The sequence below is a fragment of the Mesorhizobium sp. CA8 genome, from assembly GCF_020164955.1.
Lineage (GTDB): Bacteria > Pseudomonadota > Alphaproteobacteria > Rhizobiales > Rhizobiaceae > Mesorhizobium.
On record NZ_JAIUHG010000001.1, the window covers coordinates 500,852 to 519,060 of the forward strand.

Below are 18,209 nucleotides of genomic sequence, written 5' to 3' on the forward strand. Positions count from 1 at the left end.
CCGAAGCGAGGCAGGCACTCCCTTTGCCGCCTCCGGGGCAACGAAAATTCAGGGTAAGTAACGGTGCGTCAGGCGTTGTCGGGGCTGGTCTCCAAATCTTTCTCCCTCAAGGCAATCATGATCGCTGCGCTCGCGATGACGGTTGTCGTCGCCGATGTGGCGTCGGCAATGGCAGCGAGATCCTCGGCCATCGTCGTGGACGCCAAGACCGGCAAGGTTCTCTACTCCGCTGACGCCAATGGCCGGCGCTATCCGGCCTCGCTTACCAAGATGATGACGCTCTACCTCACCTTCGAAGCGCTGGCGAAGGGCAGGATCAGCAAGAACACCCCAGTTCCGTTTTCCGCCCATGCCTCCGCCGAGGCGCCGACCAAGCTCGGCGTGCGCGCCGGCGGCTCGGTTCCGGTCGAGACCGCGATTCTGTCGATCGTGACCAAATCTGCCAACGACTCGGCGACCGCGCTTGGCGAGATGCTTGGCGGCAGCGAGGAGAATTTCGCCCGCATGATGACGGCCAAGGCGCGCCAGCTCGGCATGAACGGCACCGTCTTCCGCAACGCCAATGGTCTGCCGGACCCCGGCCAGTTCACCACGGCGCACGATATGGCGATGCTTGGCATCGCGCTGCGCGAGCACTACCCGCAATATTACGGCTATTTCTCGCAGCGCTCGTTCCTGTATGGCCGCCAGCGCATCAACGGCCACAATCGCCTGCTTGGCCGCATCAAGGGCGTCGACGGCATCAAGACCGGCTATACCCGCGCCTCGGGCTACAATCTCGTCTCCTCCGTTGCCGATGGCGACCGCCGCCTCGTCGCGGTGGTGATGGGCGGCGCTTCCGGCCGCAGCCGCGACAACCAGATGGCCGCGCTGATCAACACCTATCTGCCGCGCGCCTCGACGCGCGGCGGCGGCGATCTCATCGCCAAGGGCAATGACAATCCGGTCAAGACGTTGGCCAAGGTTTTGTTGCCCAAGCATGACGCGCCGACGCCGGACGCCAAGCCGGCAGCGGACGACACCGTCGTTGCCTCGGCCGATGACATCCAGGACGACACGCAACAGGTCGCCGAAGAGACCAAGCCCGTCATCAAGGTCAAGAAGGTGAAGACGGTCGCCGTGGCCGCCATGGTGCCGGCTCCCAAGTCACAGGACACCTCGTCCCAGGTCGTCACCGCCTATGCCGAGCCGGCACCTGCCGCGCCCGCGATCGATCCGGTCAAGACGTCGTCGGTGCCATCCGGCTGGGTGGTTCAGGTTGCCTCTTCGCCCACGAAATCGGGGGCCCAGGCGCTGCTCGACCAGACCGCCAAGCAGGCGCCGAAGATCCTGGCTGACGCTTCGGGCTTCACCGTCGCCTTCGACAAGGACGGCACCACCTACTACCGCGCCCGCTTCGGCGGCTTCGGCTCGAAGGATGCCGCGTGGAAGGCCTGCGATGCGCTGAAACGCAAGAAAATCTCATGCTATGCCGTCGAGCAGTAGGCGGCCGTTGAAATCTCCCGGAAGGTACCGGCGTCGAAGGAGACTAATCGTGATTGGAGAGCAAGACGTCCTTGGCCTCATTGATTCGCGCCGCCAGGACAGACGTGCCACCGACATCGGCGTTCAGGCGCTGCATCAGGCGGCGGTGCGCCTTGCGGATATCCGCCGCGGCAGCCCCCGCTTCAAGACCAAGGATCTTGTAGGCCTCCTCCTTAGTCATGGCGCCCGCACCTGGCGCAATACCCAGCCCTTCGCCACCGTGCGGCTGCGCGTCCTTGCGCCAGACGGGAAAACGGCCGTCAAGATACGTCTCTAGGAGCTGACGGCTCTCCAGATCGGGGCTGAGCTCGCCATAAAGCTGGCGCAGGTCCGTCAGCCCCATGGCCCCAAGCATCTTGCCTTCATAACGCCCGGCCAGGACGAGCCCCTCGAGCCTGCCGCTGTCATGATCGAGGTCCATTTCGAGCGCGGCGGTGCGCACGGTCGAGTGTTTGGACGCCGCTGCCCTTGCCGCAGGCCGCCTCGTGCGTATCCAGCCGACCCAGGCCAGCGCCGCGAGCAGAAGCAGTCCGCCGATAAGGCTGCGGCCGAAGATCAGCATGGGCGCGCCGACCAGCCCCAGGAAGGCGGGGCCAAGCGATCTCAGACTTTCGGCTATCCTTGCCGCATCCGCGCGCACAAAGAGCAACGCGGCGCCGAAAAGCACCACGAGCACCGCTGCCAAAGCGAGGATCACGCCCATCGACTAGCACCGCCGTACGGATGACCGAGCATAACAAATAGGATGGGACGAAGGTCCTGCGCTTGCAAGTCCCACATCGGACGAGCCGAAGGGCCAGCGCCGGGGACGATCCGCAAAACCGTGCTTAGAGCAGACCCAGTTCGGCGAGTTCCAGCCTGAGCTTCGGCGGCATCTCGGCGAGTGCCGCCCTGCCCTTGCCGAGATCGGCCGGCGCATCGGCGGGCTTGAGGTAACGCCACCCCTGGAAGGCGCGGCGCGGCTGCCAGTCGGTGCGCACCACCTCAGGATCGAGCACCAGATGACAGCGACCGATCCCTTCATCATCGGTGAAGGGCCTGATCTCGGTGATCAGTTGCCGGCACTGCACGCTGCCCTTGATCACCCAATAGAGCGAACCGCCATCGGTGATCTCATCGCCGCGCGTCGGCACCATGCGGGTGGTGTGCCAGTGCTCGGCCGGCTCGCCCGCGCGGCGCCGCTCATCGAGACGGAAGGCAATCCACTCTTCGAGGTCCTCGACGCTGTCGCAGCCGACGCACAGTTTGATAAGGTTGAGTGACATGCCCCAAGATCTAGCCGCAAGGGTTGACGCGTCAACGCCTTGAGCGACTTCTCCACAGGGCCAGTCTGGGGTCTCGGTAAGACCTCAGCACTCCACCACATTGACCGCCAGGCCGCCGAGGCTGGTTTCCTTGTATTTCTCGTTCATGTCCAGGCCGGTCTGGCGCATGGTCTCGATCGCGGCGTCAAGCGGCACGAAATGCGTGCCGTCGCCCTTGATGGCTAAGGAAGCGGCCGTCACGGCCTTCACCGCGCCCAGCGCATTGCGCTCGATGCATGGCACCTGCACCAGGCCGCCGACCGGATCGCAGGTCATGCCGAGATGATGTTCGAGCGCGATCTCGGCGGCGTTCTCGACCTGCTCGGGCGTGCCGCCCATCACCGCGCAAAGGCCGGCGGCAGCCATCGCCGAAGCGGAACCGACCTCGCCCTGGCAACCGACTTCGGCGCCCGAGATCGAGGCGTTGGACTTGATAATGCCGCCGACGGCGGCGGCCGTCAGCAGGAAGTCGCGGATGCTCGGCTGGTCCGCTTCGGGATGGAAATGCAGCCAATAGCGCAGCACTGCCGGCAACGTGCCGGCCGCGCCATTGGTCGGCGCCGTCACCACGCGACCGCCGGCGGCATTCTCCTCATTGACCGCCATGGCGTAGATCGACAGCCAGTCATTGGCGAGCAAGGGATTGGGCCGGTTCTGCTGCCACTGTTCCTGCAGCTTGTCATGCAGTTGCCGCGCACGGCGGCGCACCTTCAGCCCGCCGGGCATGATGCCGTCCTGCGACAGGCCGCGATCGATGCAGCCCTTCATCGCGCCCCAGATCGCGTCGAGGCCTGCGTCGAGCTCCTCGCGCGACATGTGCCTTTCCTCGTTGGCGCGCTTCATCTCGGCAATCGAAAGCCCGCTCTTTGCCGCCATCGCCAGCATCTCGACGGCATTCTTGAACGGGTACGGCACCGTCTTGCCCTCGGTCGTCACCGAGCCCTTGGCCTTCATGCGCTGCAGCTCTTCCTCGGAAACGACGAAACCGCCGCCGATCGAATAATAGATGCGCTTGAGCAGCAGCCGGTCGGATGCGTCATAGGCATAGAAGGCCATGCCGTTGGCATGGCCGGTCAGCGGCGTCTTGCGGTCGAGCACGAGGTCCTTGGCCGGATCGAAACGGTATGTCGGGTGCCCGGGCGGGAAAATCAGCTTCTCCGCGCCGATGCGAGCGACGATGCCCTCGGCCTCGTCCGGATCGACCGTCTGCGGCGTCTGGCCGGCCAGGCCGAGGATGACGGCGCGATCCGAGCCGTGGCCAATGCCCGTATAGGCGAGCGAACCATGCAGGCTGGCGCCGATGCGGTCGACTCTCACACCCGCCGGCCGCGGCCAGTCGCCGGCAAGTATCTCATCGAGGAAACGGCGCGCGGCCGTCATCGGCCCCATCGTGTGCGAACTCGACGGGCCGATGCCGATCTTGAACAGGTCGAAAACCGAAAGGAACACGGGCCGTAGTCTCCTGGAGGCCGATCAAGACTTACATATAGGAATTCCTGTGATGTTTCCGCTGTTTTGCATGTCGCGGCGCGGCGGCTGCCGACCTTGTTTGCTCCGCCAGCGACATCGTCCTCCCGAGCGCTCTCGCGCCAGTCGAAGCGCCGGCCCGGCCCGTGTTACAAGAAGTCATGGGCGACTCACTCCACCTTTCAATGGCAGATCTGGCGGCGTTGATCTTCTTCCTGGTCGTCTGGGTGCTGCACACGCTCGCTTCCGACGGCCGGCTGATCAGCCGCGTATCGCTGACGACCGCCATGAACGCGCAGCGCGAGGCCTGGATGCGCAACATGGCCGAGCGCGAGATCCGCATCGTCGACACCGCCATCATGGGCGGCCTGCAGCAAGGCACCGCCTTTTTTGCTTCGTCTTCCCTAATCGCGCTCGGCGGCTGCTTTGCCCTGCTCGGCGCCTCCGACCGCGTGCTTCAGGTCTTGGCCGAGCTGCCCTTTGGCGCGGCTTCGTCGCGCGAAGCCTTCCAGACGAAGGTGTTCGGCCTGGTGCTGATTCTCGCCTTCGCCTTCTTCAAATTCGGCTGGGCCTACCGGCTGTTCAATTACTGCTCGATCCTGATCGGCGCAGTGCCCACCCCGCATGGCCCAGCCTCGCGCAATCCGGTCAGCGAAACGGCGGTGTGGCGGGCAACGCGCATGAACGTGCTCGCTGGCAAGCACTTCAACTCCGGCTTGCGCGCCGTCTTCTTCTCGATCGGCTATCTCGGCTGGTTCGTCGACCCAATCGTCTTCGTCATGTCGACGCTGGTGCTTCTGGCGGTGCTGGTGCGCCGTCAGTTCTTCTCGGCGGCGCGGCAGGCGGTGCTCGGTCAGCCGCCCGGTCCGGGAAAAGGCTGATCGATGCGGCCGGCGATCCAATAAGCGATGAGCCCGGTCCATTCACGCAGCGCCTTGGTGGTGATTTCCAGATTGTCACCCGGGCTTGTGCGGTACAGGCGTTCCCTTCCCGTGGTCCAATAGTCAACGGGCCAGGGGACCGTAGGAAAGCCGGCCCTGTCGAACAGCGCCTTGGCGCGCGGCATATGAAAAGCCGACGTGACGAGCAGCCAGGTCTCGCCCGGTTTCGGCATCACCAGCCTCTTGGTGAATACGGCATTCTCGTACGTGGTGCGCGATTTGTTCTCGAGGATTAGGCGATCGGCGCTTACCCCGAGCGCTGTGAGCAGGCGCGGCGCGGCGTCCGCATCGCCCTCGCCGATCATTTCGAGCGGACCGCCGGTAACGACGACCTTTGCCGTCGGAAATCGCCGGGCCAGGACCGCCGCCTCTACGATGCGGTCGCCGCTGGCATTCAATTCATAGCCGCCGCGCACGATATTGACCGCCCCGTCCATGGAGCCGCCCAGCACGACGATACCGTCCACCTTTGCCGGCAGCGGCGGTTTCGGAAAGCGCTCTTCCAGCGGGTTGAGCATCATGACGCCAATCGACGACCATGTCGAAAGCACAAGGATGAGAAAGGCAAGGACGCTGCCGGCGGTAGCCAAACGCCGACGTCCCAACATGCCGGCAACCAGGCCTGCCAGCAGCAGGAAGATCGCCAGGTTGAGCGGCCTGGCGACTAACCAAAAGAGCTTCGACAGGAAGAAGAACATCACTCACCCCGCTGGGTCGGCACTGACCCCGACGGGATTGAACCTACCACCATTTTTCCGGCTGGAACCTGCCCGCCGCCTGCTCGATGATGTTGGCCGTCTGGAACAGCGTTTCCTCGTCGAACGGGCGGCCGATCAGCTGCAGGCCGAGCGGCAGGCCCTTGCCGTCGAGGCCGGCAGGCACGGAAATGCCGGGAAGGCCGGCCATGTTCACCGTCACGGTGAAGATGTCGTTGAGATACATCTTCACCGGATCGGAGGCCATGTCCTCGTCGGCGATGCCGAAGGCGGCCGATGGGGTCGCGGGCGTCAAGATGATGTCGACGCCGGCGGCAAAGACGTTCTCGAAGTCGCGCTTGATCAGGGTGCGCACCTTCTGTGCCTGCAAATAGTAGGCGTCGTAATAGCCGGCCGACAGCACATAGGTGCCGATCATGATGCGCCGCTTGACCTCGCGGCCGAAGCCGGCGGCGCGCGTCTTCTCGTACATGTCGACGATGTCCTTGCCGGGCACGCGCAGGCCGTATCGCACGCCCTCATACCGGGCGAGGTTCGACGAAGCCTCGGCAGGCGCCACGATATAGTAAGCCGGCAAGGCATATTTGGTATGCGGCAGCGAGATGTCGACGATCTCGGCGCCGGCGTCCTTCAGCCAGGCAATGCCTTTCTGCCAGAGCGCCTCGATGTCTTCCGGCATGCCGTCGACGCGATACTCCTTCGGAATGCCGACCTTCATGCCCTTGATCGGCTTGCCGATCGCCGCTTCATAGTCCGGTACCGGGCGGTCGACCGAGGTCGTGTCCTTCGGATCGACGGAGGCCATCGACTTCAGCAGGATCGCGGCGTCGCGGACGTCGCGCGCGATCGGTCCGGCCTGGTCGAGCGAGGAAGCGAAGGCGACGATGCCCCAGCGCGAGCAACGCCCATAAGTCGGCTTGATGCCGACCGTGCCGGTCAAGGCGGCGGGCTGGCGGATCGAGCCGCCCGTATCGGTCGCTGTTGCACCGGCGCAGAGAAACGCGGCTACCGACGATGCCGACCCGCCGGACGAGCCGCCCGGCACCAGCTGGGCGTTGTCCAAGGTCCGCGCCGTCTTCGTGCCGCCGGCGGAAACAAAGCCGCCATCGCCCTGATGCGTCGTCGGCATGACGACCGTATCGACACGCGAGCGCCGCCATGGATTGATCACCGGGCCGTAATAGGAGGTCTCGTTCGACGAGCCCATGGCGAACTCGTCCATGTTGAGCTTGCCGAGCATCACCGCGCCGTCGGCCCAAAGATTGCTGGTTACGGTCGATTCGTAGCGCGGCTTGAAGCCGTCGAGCACGTGGCTGCAGGCCTGGGTGTGGATGCCTTCGGTGGCGAACAGGTCCTTGATGCCGAGCGGAATGCCTTCAAGCGCGCCGCCCTCGCCCTTGGCGAGCCTGGCATCGGAAGCCTTGGCCATGTCGCGCGCCTTGTCGGCGGTGATGGTCACATAGGCATTGAGCACCGGATTGGCGCGATCGATCGCCGCGAGATAAGCCTCGGTGATTTCGGCCGCGGTGATCTCCTTGCCGCGCAGCTTGGCGCGGGCCTCGGAAATGGTGAGATGGGTGAGATCGCTCATCAGGCAAGGCTCTTTTCGTAAAACACCGACCACTCGGAGTCGGGATAATCCAGCACCGGTCCGCAACGCGAGAATCCGGCACGCTCATAGACGGTCCAAGCGGCGGGGTGGCGATCGCCGGTTTCGAGAACCAGGCGGGTCAGCCCTTCCTGCCGGGCGAGCGCTTCAATCCGCCCGACGATCTCGGCGCCGATCTTGCGGCCGCGATGCGAAGGCCGCGTGTACATGCGCTTGACCTCGCCGGTGGCATTGTCGTGGCGCTTGAGCGCGCCGCAACTGACGGCAAGGCCGTTGTCGCGGGCGATGAACACCGTCGTATCCTTGCCCGCCATCTGCTCGACGGTCAGGTGATAGCAGTGCTCGGGCGGCGTCAGTTCGAGCAGCGCGGCATTGAGTTCGGCGACCAGCGCGCGCACGTCGTCCTGCAAAGGCGTCTCGACGGCGATCTCGACAGCCACGGCCTACTCCACCACCTTCGGAACGAGGAAGAAATTCTCTTCCGTTGCCGGCGCGTTGGCGACGATGTCGGCAGGCTTGTTGCCGTCGGTGACGACATCCTGGCGCTTCTTCATTTCCATAGGCGTGACCGAGGTCATCGGCTCGACGCCCGAGACATCGACCTCGTTCAATTGCTCGACGAAGCCGAGGATGGCGTTCAATTCGCCGGTCATGCGCTCGGCGTCCTCCTCGCTCACCGCGATACGGGCAAGGTGCGCAACGCGCTTCACGGTCTGAAGATCAACGGACATGTTCTATCGCCTCGGGAAAACCAGTGCGGGCTATAGCGGCGCGGCGTTCAGCACGCAACATGGATCATGTGGGCCGCGGACAGCCCAGCGTCGCCTCAAGCGTGTCTCGCAACGCGCTTTCGGAGAGCGCGGCTCAGATCGTGATCGCCTTGCCGATTTCCGGCAGCGCCACGTTTACGCCTGAGCCTTCCATGCCGGCGACGAACTTGTCGGCGGTCTGGTCGATCATCGAGAAGGTGCCGAAATGGCAGGGAACGACCGTATCGAAGCCGAAGAAGCGGCGGCAGGCAAGGGCCGCCACGGCGCCGCCCATGGTGAAGCGATCGCCGATCGGCACGATGCCGATCTTCGGTTCGTGCAATTCGTTGATCAGGCCCATGTCGGAAAAGATGTCGGTGTCACCCATGTGGTAGAGCGTCTTGTCTTCGGGGAAGTGCAGGACGAGCCCGCCCGGATTGCCGAGATAGGTGTTCGTGCCGCCTTCGCCGCCGAAGGAGGACGAATGCAGCGCCTGGACGAAGGTCGTGGTGAAAGGGCCGCAATCGACGGTGCCGCCAATATTGCCCGGATTGATCTTGTCGCCGCTGACCTGGCCGACGAGATACATGCAGATCTCGAAATTGGCGACCAGCATGGCGCCGCTTTTCTTCAGCACTTCGACAGCGCCGCTGACATGGTCGCTATGGCCGTGGGTCAGAAGCACGTGGGTCACGCCTTCGGCAGGTCCTTCCCAGCCGCCCGTCCATGACGGGTTGCCGACCAGATAGGGATCGATGAGAATGGTGGCGTCCTTGGTCTCGACGCGGAATGCCGAATGTCCGTACCAGGTCAGTTTCATAGTGCTTCCTCGATTTTTCCGTTGCCGGAAGATAGAACGCTGGCGGCAAATTGAAAGTAGTGCGGCTCTCCCCACCGTCAAAAGGACGTGTGGCGCCCTTGAGCAGTTCCAGGAAAAGTGCGATCGGTTTTCCGTCCGGAACTGCGTAAGAACAAAGAGATAGAGCGGTTCACCGTTTCCGTGAAACGGTGCGATGCTCTAACGTCAGGAAAAGCCGTTGGGCATTATTTCAATCGAGAATCTGCCGGGTCGGCTTGCCGACGGCAAGACGCTCGCCGGGCTCGATCTCGGTGACAAGACGATCGGCGTGGCGGTCTCCGATCGCGGGCTGTCCTTCGCGCATCCGCGCCCGGTGATCCTGCGCAAGAAATTTTCGCTGGATGCCGCCGAACTGCTCGCTCAGCTCGACAAGGACAATGTCGGCGCCGTCGTGCTCGGCCTCCCGGTCAACATGGACGGCTCGGAAGGGCCTCGTGCGCAAAAATCCCGCGCCTTCGTCCGCAACATGGCGCCGCTTTCCGACCTGCCCTTCGTGCTGTGGGACGAGCGGCTGTCGACGGTCGCGGCCGAGCGGACACTGATCGAGATGGATTTCTCGCGCAAGAAGCGCGCCGGCAAGATCGATTCGGCGGCGGCCGCCTTTATTCTGCAGGGAGCGTTGGACCGGCTTCGGTCGCTGGGCCGAGCCGATCGGGGCTGATAGCGCCCCGCCGGCGCTGCCTTATCCATTCGGCGATGTTGCGGCGGCGGCGGAAGGCCCAAAGCCCCATGAGTAGGAAAAAGTCGAAAACGCAGGTTCGCGCCACCATGCCTGGGATGATAGCCGGATCGACGCCGAGCATCTGGCCGTAGAGCTGGAAAGCGAAATCGTGCACCTGTCGGCTCAGCATCGCGTAGCCGAAATTCATGTCGTTGGCCGACAGGAAGAACCATCCCCAGAAGATGGCCATCGGAGCAGCCCAGAGCGTGAATATCGTGCGCATCAGCGCCTGCCTCCAGGGTTGTTTTCCGTGCGGCCGGATATGCGGGACAGGAGCGAACTGTGCGCGGCGCCCATCGCCATGCGCGAGGCGGCGCGAACATCGCCCTCGGGCAAATTCATTGCGGCGAAGGTAGAGCGGCGTTCGGCCAGCACGGCGATGTAGGAAGCAAGCAGCGCCGTCATCTGGATGGCGACGATCATGAACAGGCCATTTACGCCTTGCGCCACGCCGCCGATGAGAATCAGCGAAAGCAGAAACGATGCCGAGATGAAGGCTATCCGCGCCACGCTCTCGCCCGCGTCCGGCCTTGCCGCCGCGTTCAGCAACGTTTCGACGAAGGCCCAGCAGAACAACACTGCGACGGTCAGGAGCGCGATCGAAAGCGGCGCCAGCACGGCAGCATTTTCAAGCTCGGGAAGCCGGTGGGCCTGGACTGAGAGGCCAAGCACGCCAAACGCCGCCGCGATGCCGCGGCTGCCGTCCATGCAGATGTAGGCAAGCAGGGCGAAAACCACCGCCCAATGCAAGGCCAGAACTGAGCTCAATACGTGCCGCATACGTTTCCCGCTGGCGGAGCTCGGGGAGATCATGGTTAACCGTACCCTACTCCAGCATGCGGAGATTGGGCTTTGCATCGGCTCGCCGCAACGGAAACCATTTGTTAAGGTTAACGGCTATCCACAGATCGGCAATCCGCCTCGGAGCATGATGCCGAAAAGTGTGAAGCGGGTTTCGGACGGCATCCTGCCCTGTCTCCTTGATATGGAGCAGGTTCAGGTCACCGGCGGATAGAGCGTGTCGATGATCATGCGCGCGTCGTGGCGCGAATCGAGCATGCCGTAGGTGGTGCGCCACTGGCCGCCCAGCCGCGTTTCGACGAAAGCGTCGGCAATCCGCCCTGCCCCTAACCGGCGCAGCTCCGCCGCCGCGGCCGAAAGCGCCAGCTGTTCGGTGAGCAGGCGCGCCGAGCCCTGGTCGGTCGCGGCGACCTGCATGGCCGCTTTCAGCACGCCGATGGTGCCGCGCCCGCCGGTGCCGAGATCACGGTCGATGCCGGTCAGCACCTCCTCGAACAGGCCCGGCGCGCGGCCGAGCACGCGCAACACGTCGAGCGCCATGACATTGCCCGAGCCCTCCCAGATCGCGTTGACCGGCGCCTCGCGATAATAGCGGGCCAGCGGCGCTTCCTCGACATAGCCGTTGCCGCCAAGGGATTCCATCGCCTCGTAGAGCAGCGCCGGCGCGATCTTGCAGACCCAGTATTTGACCACAGGCGTCATGGCGCGGGCAAAGGCCGCCTCGCCACGGTCGCTTGCCGCCTCGTCGAACGAACGCGCCAGCCGGAACGACAGCGCGGTGGCCGCGGCGACATCGAGCGCCATATCGGCCAGAACCCGCTGCATCAGCGGCTGGTCGATCAGGTTTGAGCCGAACACCTGGCGATGGCGCGTGTGATGGATGGCCTCGGCAAGGCCCGCCCGCATCAGCGCCGATGAAGCGACTGCGCAGTCGAGCCGGGTCAGCGTCACCATGTCCATGATCGTCTTCACGCCGGCGCCCGGGTCGCCGACCATCTCGCCGATCGCGTTGACGAACTCCACCTCCGACGAGGCATTCGAGCGGTTGCCGAGCTTGTCCTTCAGCCGCTGGAAGCGGAATCCGTTGCCGGAGCCGTCACCCAGGATGCGCGGAACGAGGAAGCAGGACAGCCCTTCGGATGCCTGGGCCAGCACCAGGAAGGCATCAGACATTGGCGCCGACATGAACCATTTGTGGCCGGTCAACCGGTAGAAGCCGCTTCCCGTGCGCTCCGCCCTGGTGGTGTTGGCGCGCACATCGGTGCCGCCCTGCTTCTCGGTCATGCCCATGCCGAGCGTCAGCCCGGTCTTTTGCACTGGAGGCTTCTGCGTCTGGTCGTATTTGCGCGTCGTGACGCGCGGCGCCCATTCGCGGAAGAGCTTCGGGCTTGCCATCAGAGCCGCCAGCGAGGCGCTGGTCATGGTGATGGGGCATAGATGCCCGGTCTCGAGTTCCGCCGTCAGGTAGAAGCGTGCGGCCCTCACCTGATGGCGGCGGCCGATCTCGGCATCGCCGTTTTCCCACACCGAAGAATGCAGGCCGCTGGCGATCGAGCGGCGCATCAAGGCGTGATAGGCCGGATGGTATTCGACCAGGTCGAGGCGACGGCCCTGTCGGTCATGGGTCCGCAATTTGGGCGCGTCAGTGTTGGCGAGGCGGGCAAGCTCCTGCGCCTCCTGCGTCATCACGAACCGGCCAAGCCCGTCGAGATCCTTACGCACGGGATCGGAAAAACGCTCGGCAAGCTGGATGAGTAACGGATCGCCCCGCCACGCATTGCCACCGGTCAAAGGCGGCGGCTGGTTGATCACCTCGTCGGTCACGCCCAATCCTTCAGTTGCCCAATCCTTCAGTTGGCCGAGAGGTTCTGACCATTTCCAAGGCCCCGGTCGCGAATCCGAACCCACTGGGCCTTATAGCCCAAGCCACGGAACGAGCGCGACGAAAATACCGGGGAGAACGCCTGCAATCCAAAGCTGGCGCTTGCGGCGGGCCGGACCGCACCCTATAGCAGCGCCTTGAGATGACCGACGCTTCGTCCCTGCCGCTCTTCCCCCACCGCCACCTTCTGGGCATCCGCGATCTTTCCCCGGCCGATATCGAGCTGTTGCTCGATCGCGCCGACCGGGCCGTGTCGATCTCACGACAATCGGAAAAGAAGACCTCGACGCTGCGCGGCCGCACCCAGATCAATCTGTTCTACGAGGCATCGACCCGCACGCAGTCGTCCTTCGAGCTCGCCGGCAAACGTCTCGGCGCCGACGTCATGAACATGTCGGTGGCAAGCTCCTCGGTGAAGAAGGGCGAGACGCTGATCGACACGGCGATGACCCTCAACGCCATGCGGCCCGACATCCTGATCATCCGCCACCAGTCGGCGGGCGCGGCTGCCTTGCTCGCCCAGAAGGTCGGCTGCTCGGTGGTCAATGCCGGCGACGGCGCGCATGAGCATCCGACGCAGGCGCTGCTCGACGCGCTGACCATCCGCCGCGCCAAGGGGCCGCTGTCGAAGCTGACCGTGGCGATCTGCGGCGACATCCTGCATTCGCGCGTAGCCCGCTCCAACATCATGCTTCTGAACGCGCTTGGCGCGCAGGTGCGCGTCGTCGCGCCCTCGACGCTGCTGCCCTCCGGCATCGACAGGATGGGGGTGATCGTCGCGCGCTCGATGGCCGAAGGCCTCAAGGACGCCGACGTGGTCATGATGCTGCGCCTGCAGCGCGAGCGTATGGAAGGCGCTTTTGTGCCGTCGATCCGCGAATATTTCCGCTATTTCGGTCTTGATGCCGAAAAGCTGAAAGCCGCCAAGGACGATGCGCTGGTCATGCATCCCGGACCGATGAACCGCGGCGTCGAGATCGCCTCCGAAATCGCCGACGGACCGCAAAGCGTCATCCAGGAACAGGTGGAGATGGGCGTCGCCGTGCGCATGGCGGTGATGGAAGCGCTGCTTGACCCGCGCCGCAACCACGAGGGGCGCGGCGCATGAGCGTGACCGTCTTCAGCAAGGCGCACATCGTCGACCCCTCGCGCGGCATCGACGAGATCGGCAGCGTCATCGTCGACGGCCGCAAGATCGTCGCGGCAGGGAAAGCGGCATTGAACCAGGGCGTGCCGGAAGGCGCCACCGTCGTCGACTGCGCCGGCAAAACGGTCATTCCAGGCCTTGTCGACGCGCGCGTCTTCATCGGCGAGCCCGGCGGCGAGCATCGCGAGACCATCGCCTCGGCAAGCGTGGCGGCCGCCGCCGGTGGCGTCACCTCCATCGTCATGATGCCGGACACCGATCCGGTGATCGACAATGTGGCGCTGGTTGAGTTCGTGCTGCGCACGGCGCGCGACACCGCAAGTGTCAACATCTTCCCGGCGGCCGCGATCACCAAGGGCCTCGAAGGCCGCGAGATGACCGAATTCGGCCTGCTGCGCGAGGCCGGCGCCGTCGCCTACACCGACGGCCGCCACACGATCGCCAATGCGCTGGTGATGCGCCGCGCGCTGACCTATGCCCGCGATTTCGGCGGCGTGATCGCGCATGAAACGCAAGATGCCGACCTCGCCTCGTCCGGCGTGATGAACGAAGGGCTCTATGCGAGCTGGCTCGGCCTGTCGGGCATTCCGCGCGAGGCGGAACTCATCCCGCTCGAACGCGACCTGGCATTGGCCCGGCTGACCGGCGGAGCCTACCATGCGGCAAAAATCTCGTCCGCGATGGCGGCCGGCGCGGTGAACCGGGCCAAGACCGACGGCGCCAATGTCACGGCCGGCGTCGCCATCCACAATCTGTCGCTCAACGAGATCGATGTCGGCGAATACCGCACCTTCTTCCGGCTGACCCCGCCCTTGCGCGCCGAGGACGACCGGATGGCGATGATCGAGGCGATCAAGGACGGCACGATCGACGTCATCGTCTCCTCGCACGACCCGCAGGACGTCGACACCAAGCGCCTGCCCTTCGCCGATGCCGCCGCCGGCGCTATCGGGCTGGAGACGCTGCTTGGCGCGGCACTTCGGCTCTACCACAATGGCGACGTGCCGCTGTTGAGGCTGATTGAGACGCTGTCCACCGCGCCGGCAAGATTGTTCGGCCTGCCGGGCGGCACGCTGCAGCCCGGGGCGCCGGCCGATCTCGCGGTCGTCGATCTCGACGAACCGTGGATCGTCAGCGAAAGCGGCCTTCGCTCGCGTTCGAAGAACACCTGCTTCGAAGGCGCGCGCCTGCAGGGCAAGGTCACGCAAACGGTGGTGGCGGGCCGCACGGTGTTTACTGCATAGACCACCCGTCGCCTGAACTCTGCCGAGGCTGCCGCACAGAGTTGCTTGGCGAACCCTTCCGACTCTACCATTATGACCAACTGATCCTCGAGCGGGCCAGGCCCTTGCAAACTATGGTTGCATAGACCACATTCAATCAACCTTAGGCTGCGAACCCGGAGACAAAGGAATATGGGGGAGACAATGGGTTACGCGATCGCGCTCGTCTTCGGCTATCTGCTCGGCTCGATCCCGTTCGGGCTCTTGATCACCCGCGCGGCCGGCCTCGGAGATGTCCGAAAGATCGGCTCCGGCAATATCGGCGCGACCAATGTTTTGAGGACAGGCAACAAGGGCCTGGCTGCCGCAACGCTGCTGTTCGACGCGCTGAAGGGCACGGCCGCGGCGCTCATCGCCGGGCATTTTTCGCCGGACTTCGGACTGTTGGCCGGCTTCGGCGCCTTCCTCGGCCATCTCTTCCCGGTCTGGCTCGGCTTCAAGGGCGGCAAGGGTGTCGCCACCTATCTCGGCGTGCTGCTTGGCCTTGCCTGGCAAGGCATGCTTGTCTTCGCCGTCGTCTGGCTCGCAATGGCCTTCCTGTTCCGCTATTCCTCGTTGGCGGCATTGGCAGCCGCGGTGGTCGTGCCGATCGCGCTCTATGTCACAAGCACGCCGCAGATCGCCGGCCTGTTCGCGGCGATGAGCCTTATCGTCATCGTCAAGCATCGAGCAAACATCTCGCGGCTGCTCGCCGGCACCGAAAGCAAGATCGGGGCGAACGGATGAGCGCCCCGGCTGCCGGCCCGCGTCTCAGCGATCGGCAGCGGCTTGCTTGGCTTCGCCTGATCCGTACGCCCAATGTCGGTCCGGCCTCGTTTCGCGAGCTGATCAACCGCTTCGGCTCTGCCGAAGCCGCGCTTGAAATGCTGCCAGAGCTGATGATCTCCGGCGGTGCCAATCGCATCGTCCGCATCCCCTCCGTCGCCGAGGCCGAAGCCGAACTGGAAGCCGCCCGGCGCGCTCGCGCCCGCTTCGTCGGCATCGGCGAGGCCGACTATCCGCCCTTGCTGAAGACCCTCGACAACCCGCCGCCGCTTCTGGCGGTGAAAGGCGAAGGCGCGGTTTTCCGCCTGCCGGCGGTGGCGATTGTCGGCGCCCGTAATGCCTCGCTGGCTGGCATCAAGATGGCGCGCATGCTAGCAGCCGATCTCGGCCGCGAAGGCTACGCCATCGTTTCCGGCCTGGCGCGCGGCATCGATACCGCCGCGCATAAGGGCAGCGTCTCGACCGGCACAGTCGGTGTTCTGGCCGGCGGGCTCGATGTCCCCTACCCGCCCGAGAATGCCGGCCTGTGCGACGAGATCGCCGATCGCGGCGGCGCCATCGTTTCGGAAATGCCGTTCGGCTGGCAGCCGCGCGCGCAGGACTTCCCGCGCCGCAACCGACTGGTCGCCGGTATGGCGCTTGGGTTGGTGGTGGTCGAGGCGGCGCAGCGCTCCGGTTCGCTGATCAGCGCCCGCCTTGCCAACGAAATGGGCCGGTTGGTCTTCGCCGTGCCGGGTTCGCCACTCGATCCGCGCGCCGCCGGCTGCAATGCGCTGCTCAAGGACGGGGTCACGCTCGTCACCGAAGCCGCCGACGTGCTTGGCGCGCTGATGCCGCTTGCCGGCACCCGTCGTCAGCGGACCACGCCGATTGCCGAGGCGCCCGACATGTCGGCCATGCCGCCGCCCCGCGAAAGCGAACGCGCCGATGTGCTTGAAGCGCTCGGGCCAACGCCGACCGCGGTGGATGATATCATCCGCCACACCGGACTGAGCGCCGCGCAGATCGCGATGGTGCTTCTGGAACTTGACCTCGCCGGACGGCTCGAGCGTCACGCCGGCGGAAACGTGTCGCTCATCGCTTGACTTGGCGCGTGCGCCGCAACGCCGATTTCCTCACCCGAACAAGTATTTGGATACTTCGGGATTGCCGCGGCGCCACATCACATTGTCGAGGAAATAGTGGTGCACATTGATGAAGATCAGCACGATGAAGAAGAACAGCGACGAACCGAGCACCTGCTTGTCATAGGGGACCAGTGCGGTCAGCAGGAACGGAATCAGCCAGAAGCCGAGATAGCCGAGTGCGCCACCCCCGATGATGAATCCCAGCACCCGCAGCCTGTAGCGGGGCCCGAGCACGGATAGTATCTTCGGCTCCGGATCCCGCGCGGCATCCAAGACGTCACGCTCGACATTGGTTTGATAGCGCCATACCACGGCCAGATATTGCAGCGAGTGCAGCGCCGGCACCACCAGCAGCCAGAGCGGGTTTATCCTGGCAATCAGGATCCAGAGATAGAGGGACGCGACATAGGCAACGATGCCGTTATACGGCAGGCCGCCGTTCTTTCGCCAACGGTTGGCCAGCATCAGGAGCGTAGCCGCTGTCGATGCGACGGCCGCCGCCAAGGCAATATCGGTGATCCATGAAGGCGCGGCGAAGGTGTAATACTGAAGCCCGTAATACTGTCCCGCGGTCACCGCCGTGTTGGTCTGCAGCCAGGCCAGGATCCACACCGCGTAACTGTTGACGAGCAGCACCTTCTTGTCGCGGTCGTCGAAGAATTTGCGTTTCAAGACGGCGTCGACCATCAACATGCCGTAGCCTTGCTTGACGTAATGCCAGCCGACGAAGAAGAACATCGCGTTAGCCGCGAAGCCCAGCAACGGCGTGTTCGACGTCGCCGCGCCATAGGCGAAGAACAGGACCATGATCACCGGAACGACGACGCCGGCGAAAATGTAGCGGAGCTGCAGGCTTCTGTCGTAGCCGTCGCCACGCGCCTTCCGGCTGAAATTGCGATAGAAAATCTGGTAGGAATGCGCGAAATGCGGATAGTTCACCAGATAGGCCACGACGACCATCGTCGCGGCTAACGGACCTTCATAATCGCGCGGCACAAAGAATAGCACGGGCAGGATCAGAAAGGCGCTGCCGCCGAGCATGAGGAAATCGGCGACCGGGCCGAAGAGATATTTGCCGGGCGGAGTTGCCGCTTTACGGGCGGTGGTCTCTACCGAAAGGTCAAGTGCCATCCTGGAGCCTCCCTCGGGGGGGCCGAGTTTAACCATGACCCTGCCCATGGAACAAGTTTGCCGGGGGCCGACTCTCATTGGTCTTGGGGAAAGTCACGCCGTTAGGTGTTTAGTCCCGGCATTTGCTGGAGCGGATTGAGCCGGAAGTGTTCGGGCTGGGAGGCCCATGCCTTGCAGATGGAT

At 64.4% G+C, this 18,209-nt stretch carries 19 protein-coding genes; 7 read left to right on the top strand and 12 right to left on the bottom strand.

Annotation, left to right across the window (positions count from 1 at the left end; all coding sequences use genetic code 11):
• Nucleotides 1-63: 63 nt before the first annotated feature.
• On the top strand, nucleotides 64-1,485 hold the full coding sequence (locus tag LB553_RS02795; RefSeq protein WP_224510409.1) for a D-alanyl-D-alanine carboxypeptidase: 1,422 nt from the start codon (nucleotides 64-66) through the stop codon (nucleotides 1,483-1,485).
• Between the two features lie 43 nt (nucleotides 1,486-1,528).
• Here the strand turns inward: LB553_RS02795 and LB553_RS02800 are convergent, their stop codons facing one another.
• From LB553_RS02800 to LB553_RS02810, 3 genes are all read right to left on the bottom strand, one after another.
• A complete protein-coding gene (locus LB553_RS02800) occupies nucleotides 1,529-2,227 on the bottom strand; it encodes a molecular chaperone DnaJ (RefSeq protein ID WP_224510411.1) in 699 nt (232 codons plus the stop codon).
• 124 nt (nucleotides 2,228-2,351) lie between these two features.
• Nucleotides 2,352-2,789, bottom strand: a complete 438-nt coding sequence (locus LB553_RS02805; protein WP_224510413.1) for a DUF1489 family protein — start codon at nucleotides 2,787-2,789, stop codon at nucleotides 2,352-2,354.
• Between the two features lie 84 nt (nucleotides 2,790-2,873).
• Nucleotides 2,874-4,277, bottom strand: a complete 1,404-nt coding sequence (locus LB553_RS02810) for an L-serine ammonia-lyase (protein WP_224510415.1) — start codon at nucleotides 4,275-4,277, stop codon at nucleotides 2,874-2,876.
• A gap of 179 nt (nucleotides 4,278-4,456) precedes the next feature.
• Here LB553_RS02810 and LB553_RS02815 point away from each other — a divergent pair, with 179 nt between their 5' ends.
• On the top strand, nucleotides 4,457-5,176 hold the full coding sequence (locus LB553_RS02815; RefSeq protein WP_224510417.1) for a DUF599 domain-containing protein: 720 nt from the start codon (nucleotides 4,457-4,459) through the stop codon (nucleotides 5,174-5,176).
• Here LB553_RS02815 and LB553_RS02820 read toward each other — a convergent pair.
• The 5 genes from LB553_RS02820 to LB553_RS02840 all read right to left on the bottom strand — a co-directional run bounded on the left by LB553_RS02820 (nucleotide 5,149) and on the right by LB553_RS02840 (nucleotide 9,130).
• On the bottom strand, nucleotides 5,149-5,934 hold the full coding sequence (locus LB553_RS02820; RefSeq protein ID WP_224510418.1) for a YdcF family protein: 786 nt from the start codon (nucleotides 5,932-5,934) through the stop codon (nucleotides 5,149-5,151). The genes LB553_RS02815 and LB553_RS02820 overlap by 28 nt on opposite strands.
• Nucleotides 5,935-5,977: 43 nt before the next feature.
• Complete coding sequence (locus LB553_RS02825) at nucleotides 5,978-7,543, bottom strand: amidase (RefSeq protein WP_224510421.1); 1,566 nt, start codon at nucleotides 7,541-7,543, stop codon at nucleotides 5,978-5,980.
• Nucleotides 7,543-8,001, bottom strand: coding sequence for a GNAT family N-acetyltransferase (locus LB553_RS02830; protein ID WP_224510423.1), 459 nt, complete (start codon nucleotides 7,999-8,001; stop codon nucleotides 7,543-7,545). The genes LB553_RS02825 and LB553_RS02830 overlap by 1 nt, the downstream gene beginning before the upstream one ends.
• A gap of 3 nt (nucleotides 8,002-8,004) precedes the next feature.
• The gene (gene gatC / locus LB553_RS02835) at nucleotides 8,005-8,292 is read right to left on the bottom strand and encodes an Asp-tRNA(Asn)/Glu-tRNA(Gln) amidotransferase subunit GatC (RefSeq protein ID WP_127863895.1); all 288 of its coding nucleotides are present in this window, start codon (nucleotides 8,290-8,292) and stop codon (nucleotides 8,005-8,007) included.
• A 133-nt stretch (nucleotides 8,293-8,425) separates the two neighbouring features.
• On the bottom strand, nucleotides 8,426-9,130 hold the full coding sequence (locus tag LB553_RS02840) for a metal-dependent hydrolase (protein ID WP_224510425.1): 705 nt from the start codon (nucleotides 9,128-9,130) through the stop codon (nucleotides 8,426-8,428).
• Between the two features lie 217 nt (nucleotides 9,131-9,347).
• Here LB553_RS02840 and ruvX point away from each other — a divergent pair, with 217 nt between their 5' ends.
• A complete protein-coding gene (ruvX, locus tag LB553_RS02845) occupies nucleotides 9,348-9,830 on the top strand; it encodes a Holliday junction resolvase RuvX (protein ID WP_224510427.1) in 483 nt (160 codons plus the stop codon).
• On the opposite strand, the gene LB553_RS02850 is transcribed toward ruvX, so the two are convergent.
• From LB553_RS02850 to LB553_RS02860, 3 genes are all read right to left on the bottom strand, one after another.
• Nucleotides 9,772-10,113, bottom strand: coding sequence for a DUF6105 family protein (locus LB553_RS02850; protein WP_224510430.1), 342 nt, complete (start codon nucleotides 10,111-10,113; stop codon nucleotides 9,772-9,774). The two genes, ruvX and LB553_RS02850, sit on opposite strands and share 59 nt — an antisense overlap.
• The gene (locus LB553_RS02855; RefSeq protein ID WP_224510432.1) at nucleotides 10,113-10,670 is read right to left on the bottom strand and encodes a hypothetical protein; all 558 of its coding nucleotides are present in this window, start codon (nucleotides 10,668-10,670) and stop codon (nucleotides 10,113-10,115) included. The genes LB553_RS02850 and LB553_RS02855 overlap by 1 nt, the downstream gene beginning before the upstream one ends.
• A 216-nt stretch (nucleotides 10,671-10,886) precedes the next feature.
• On the bottom strand, nucleotides 10,887-12,515 hold the full coding sequence (locus tag LB553_RS02860; protein WP_224510435.1) for a DNA alkylation response protein: 1,629 nt from the start codon (nucleotides 12,513-12,515) through the stop codon (nucleotides 10,887-10,889).
• Nucleotides 12,516-12,715: 200 nt separating this feature from the next.
• Here LB553_RS02860 and LB553_RS02865 point away from each other — a divergent pair, with 200 nt between their 5' ends.
• From LB553_RS02865 to dprA, 4 genes are all read left to right on the top strand, one after another.
• Nucleotides 12,716-13,681, top strand: coding sequence for an aspartate carbamoyltransferase catalytic subunit (locus LB553_RS02865; protein ID WP_224510437.1), 966 nt, complete (start codon nucleotides 12,716-12,718; stop codon nucleotides 13,679-13,681).
• On the top strand, nucleotides 13,678-14,964 hold the full coding sequence (locus tag LB553_RS02870) for a dihydroorotase (RefSeq protein WP_224510439.1): 1,287 nt from the start codon (nucleotides 13,678-13,680) through the stop codon (nucleotides 14,962-14,964). Before LB553_RS02865 ends, LB553_RS02870 begins: the two co-directional genes overlap by 4 nt.
• Before the next feature lie 183 nt (nucleotides 14,965-15,147).
• Complete coding sequence (gene plsY / locus LB553_RS02875) at nucleotides 15,148-15,729, top strand: glycerol-3-phosphate 1-O-acyltransferase PlsY (RefSeq protein WP_224510442.1); 582 nt, start codon at nucleotides 15,148-15,150, stop codon at nucleotides 15,727-15,729.
• The gene (dprA, locus tag LB553_RS02880) at nucleotides 15,726-16,853 is read left to right on the top strand and encodes a DNA-processing protein DprA (protein ID WP_224510445.1); all 1,128 of its coding nucleotides are present in this window, start codon (nucleotides 15,726-15,728) and stop codon (nucleotides 16,851-16,853) included. The genes plsY and dprA overlap by 4 nt, the downstream gene beginning before the upstream one ends.
• 30 nt (nucleotides 16,854-16,883) lie before the next feature.
• Here dprA and LB553_RS02885 read toward each other — a convergent pair whose 3' ends face one another.
• Complete coding sequence (locus tag LB553_RS02885; protein WP_224510448.1) at nucleotides 16,884-18,026, bottom strand: hypothetical protein; 1,143 nt, start codon at nucleotides 18,024-18,026, stop codon at nucleotides 16,884-16,886.
• Nucleotides 18,027-18,209 lie beyond the last annotated feature (183 nt).

Excerpts from the sequence above, each read along its gene's own strand:
- LB553_RS02800 (WP_224510411.1), bottom strand. The coding sequence starts at position 2,227 with ATGGGCGTGATCCTCGCTTTGGCAGCGGTGCTCGTGGTGCTTTTCGGC.
- LB553_RS02805 (WP_224510413.1), bottom strand. The coding sequence starts at position 2,789 with ATGTCACTCAACCTTATCAAACTGTGCGTCGGCTGCGACAGCGTCGAG.
- LB553_RS02815 (WP_224510417.1), top strand. The coding sequence starts at position 4,457 with ATGGGCGACTCACTCCACCTTTCAATGGCAGATCTGGCGGCGTTGATC.
- LB553_RS02820 (WP_224510418.1), bottom strand. The coding sequence starts at position 5,934 with ATGTTCTTCTTCCTGTCGAAGCTCTTTTGGTTAGTCGCCAGGCCGCTC.
- LB553_RS02825 (WP_224510421.1), bottom strand. The coding sequence starts at position 7,543 with ATGAGCGATCTCACCCATCTCACCATTTCCGAGGCCCGCGCCAAGCTG.
- gatC (WP_127863895.1), bottom strand. The coding sequence starts at position 8,292 with ATGTCCGTTGATCTTCAGACCGTGAAGCGCGTTGCGCACCTTGCCCGT.
- LB553_RS02840 (WP_224510425.1), bottom strand. The coding sequence starts at position 9,130 with ATGAAACTGACCTGGTACGGACATTCGGCATTCCGCGTCGAGACCAAG.
- LB553_RS02850 (WP_224510430.1), bottom strand. The coding sequence starts at position 10,113 with ATGCGCACGATATTCACGCTCTGGGCTGCTCCGATGGCCATCTTCTGG.
- LB553_RS02855 (WP_224510432.1), bottom strand. The coding sequence starts at position 10,670 with ATGCGGCACGTATTGAGCTCAGTTCTGGCCTTGCATTGGGCGGTGGTT.
- LB553_RS02865 (WP_224510437.1), top strand. The coding sequence starts at position 12,716 with ATGACCGACGCTTCGTCCCTGCCGCTCTTCCCCCACCGCCACCTTCTG.
- LB553_RS02870 (WP_224510439.1), top strand. The coding sequence starts at position 13,678 with ATGAGCGTGACCGTCTTCAGCAAGGCGCACATCGTCGACCCCTCGCGC.
- plsY (WP_224510442.1), top strand. The coding sequence starts at position 15,148 with ATGGGTTACGCGATCGCGCTCGTCTTCGGCTATCTGCTCGGCTCGATC.
- dprA (WP_224510445.1), top strand. The coding sequence starts at position 15,726 with ATGAGCGCCCCGGCTGCCGGCCCGCGTCTCAGCGATCGGCAGCGGCTT.
- LB553_RS02885 (WP_224510448.1), bottom strand. The coding sequence starts at position 18,026 with ATGGCACTTGACCTTTCGGTAGAGACCACCGCCCGTAAAGCGGCAACT.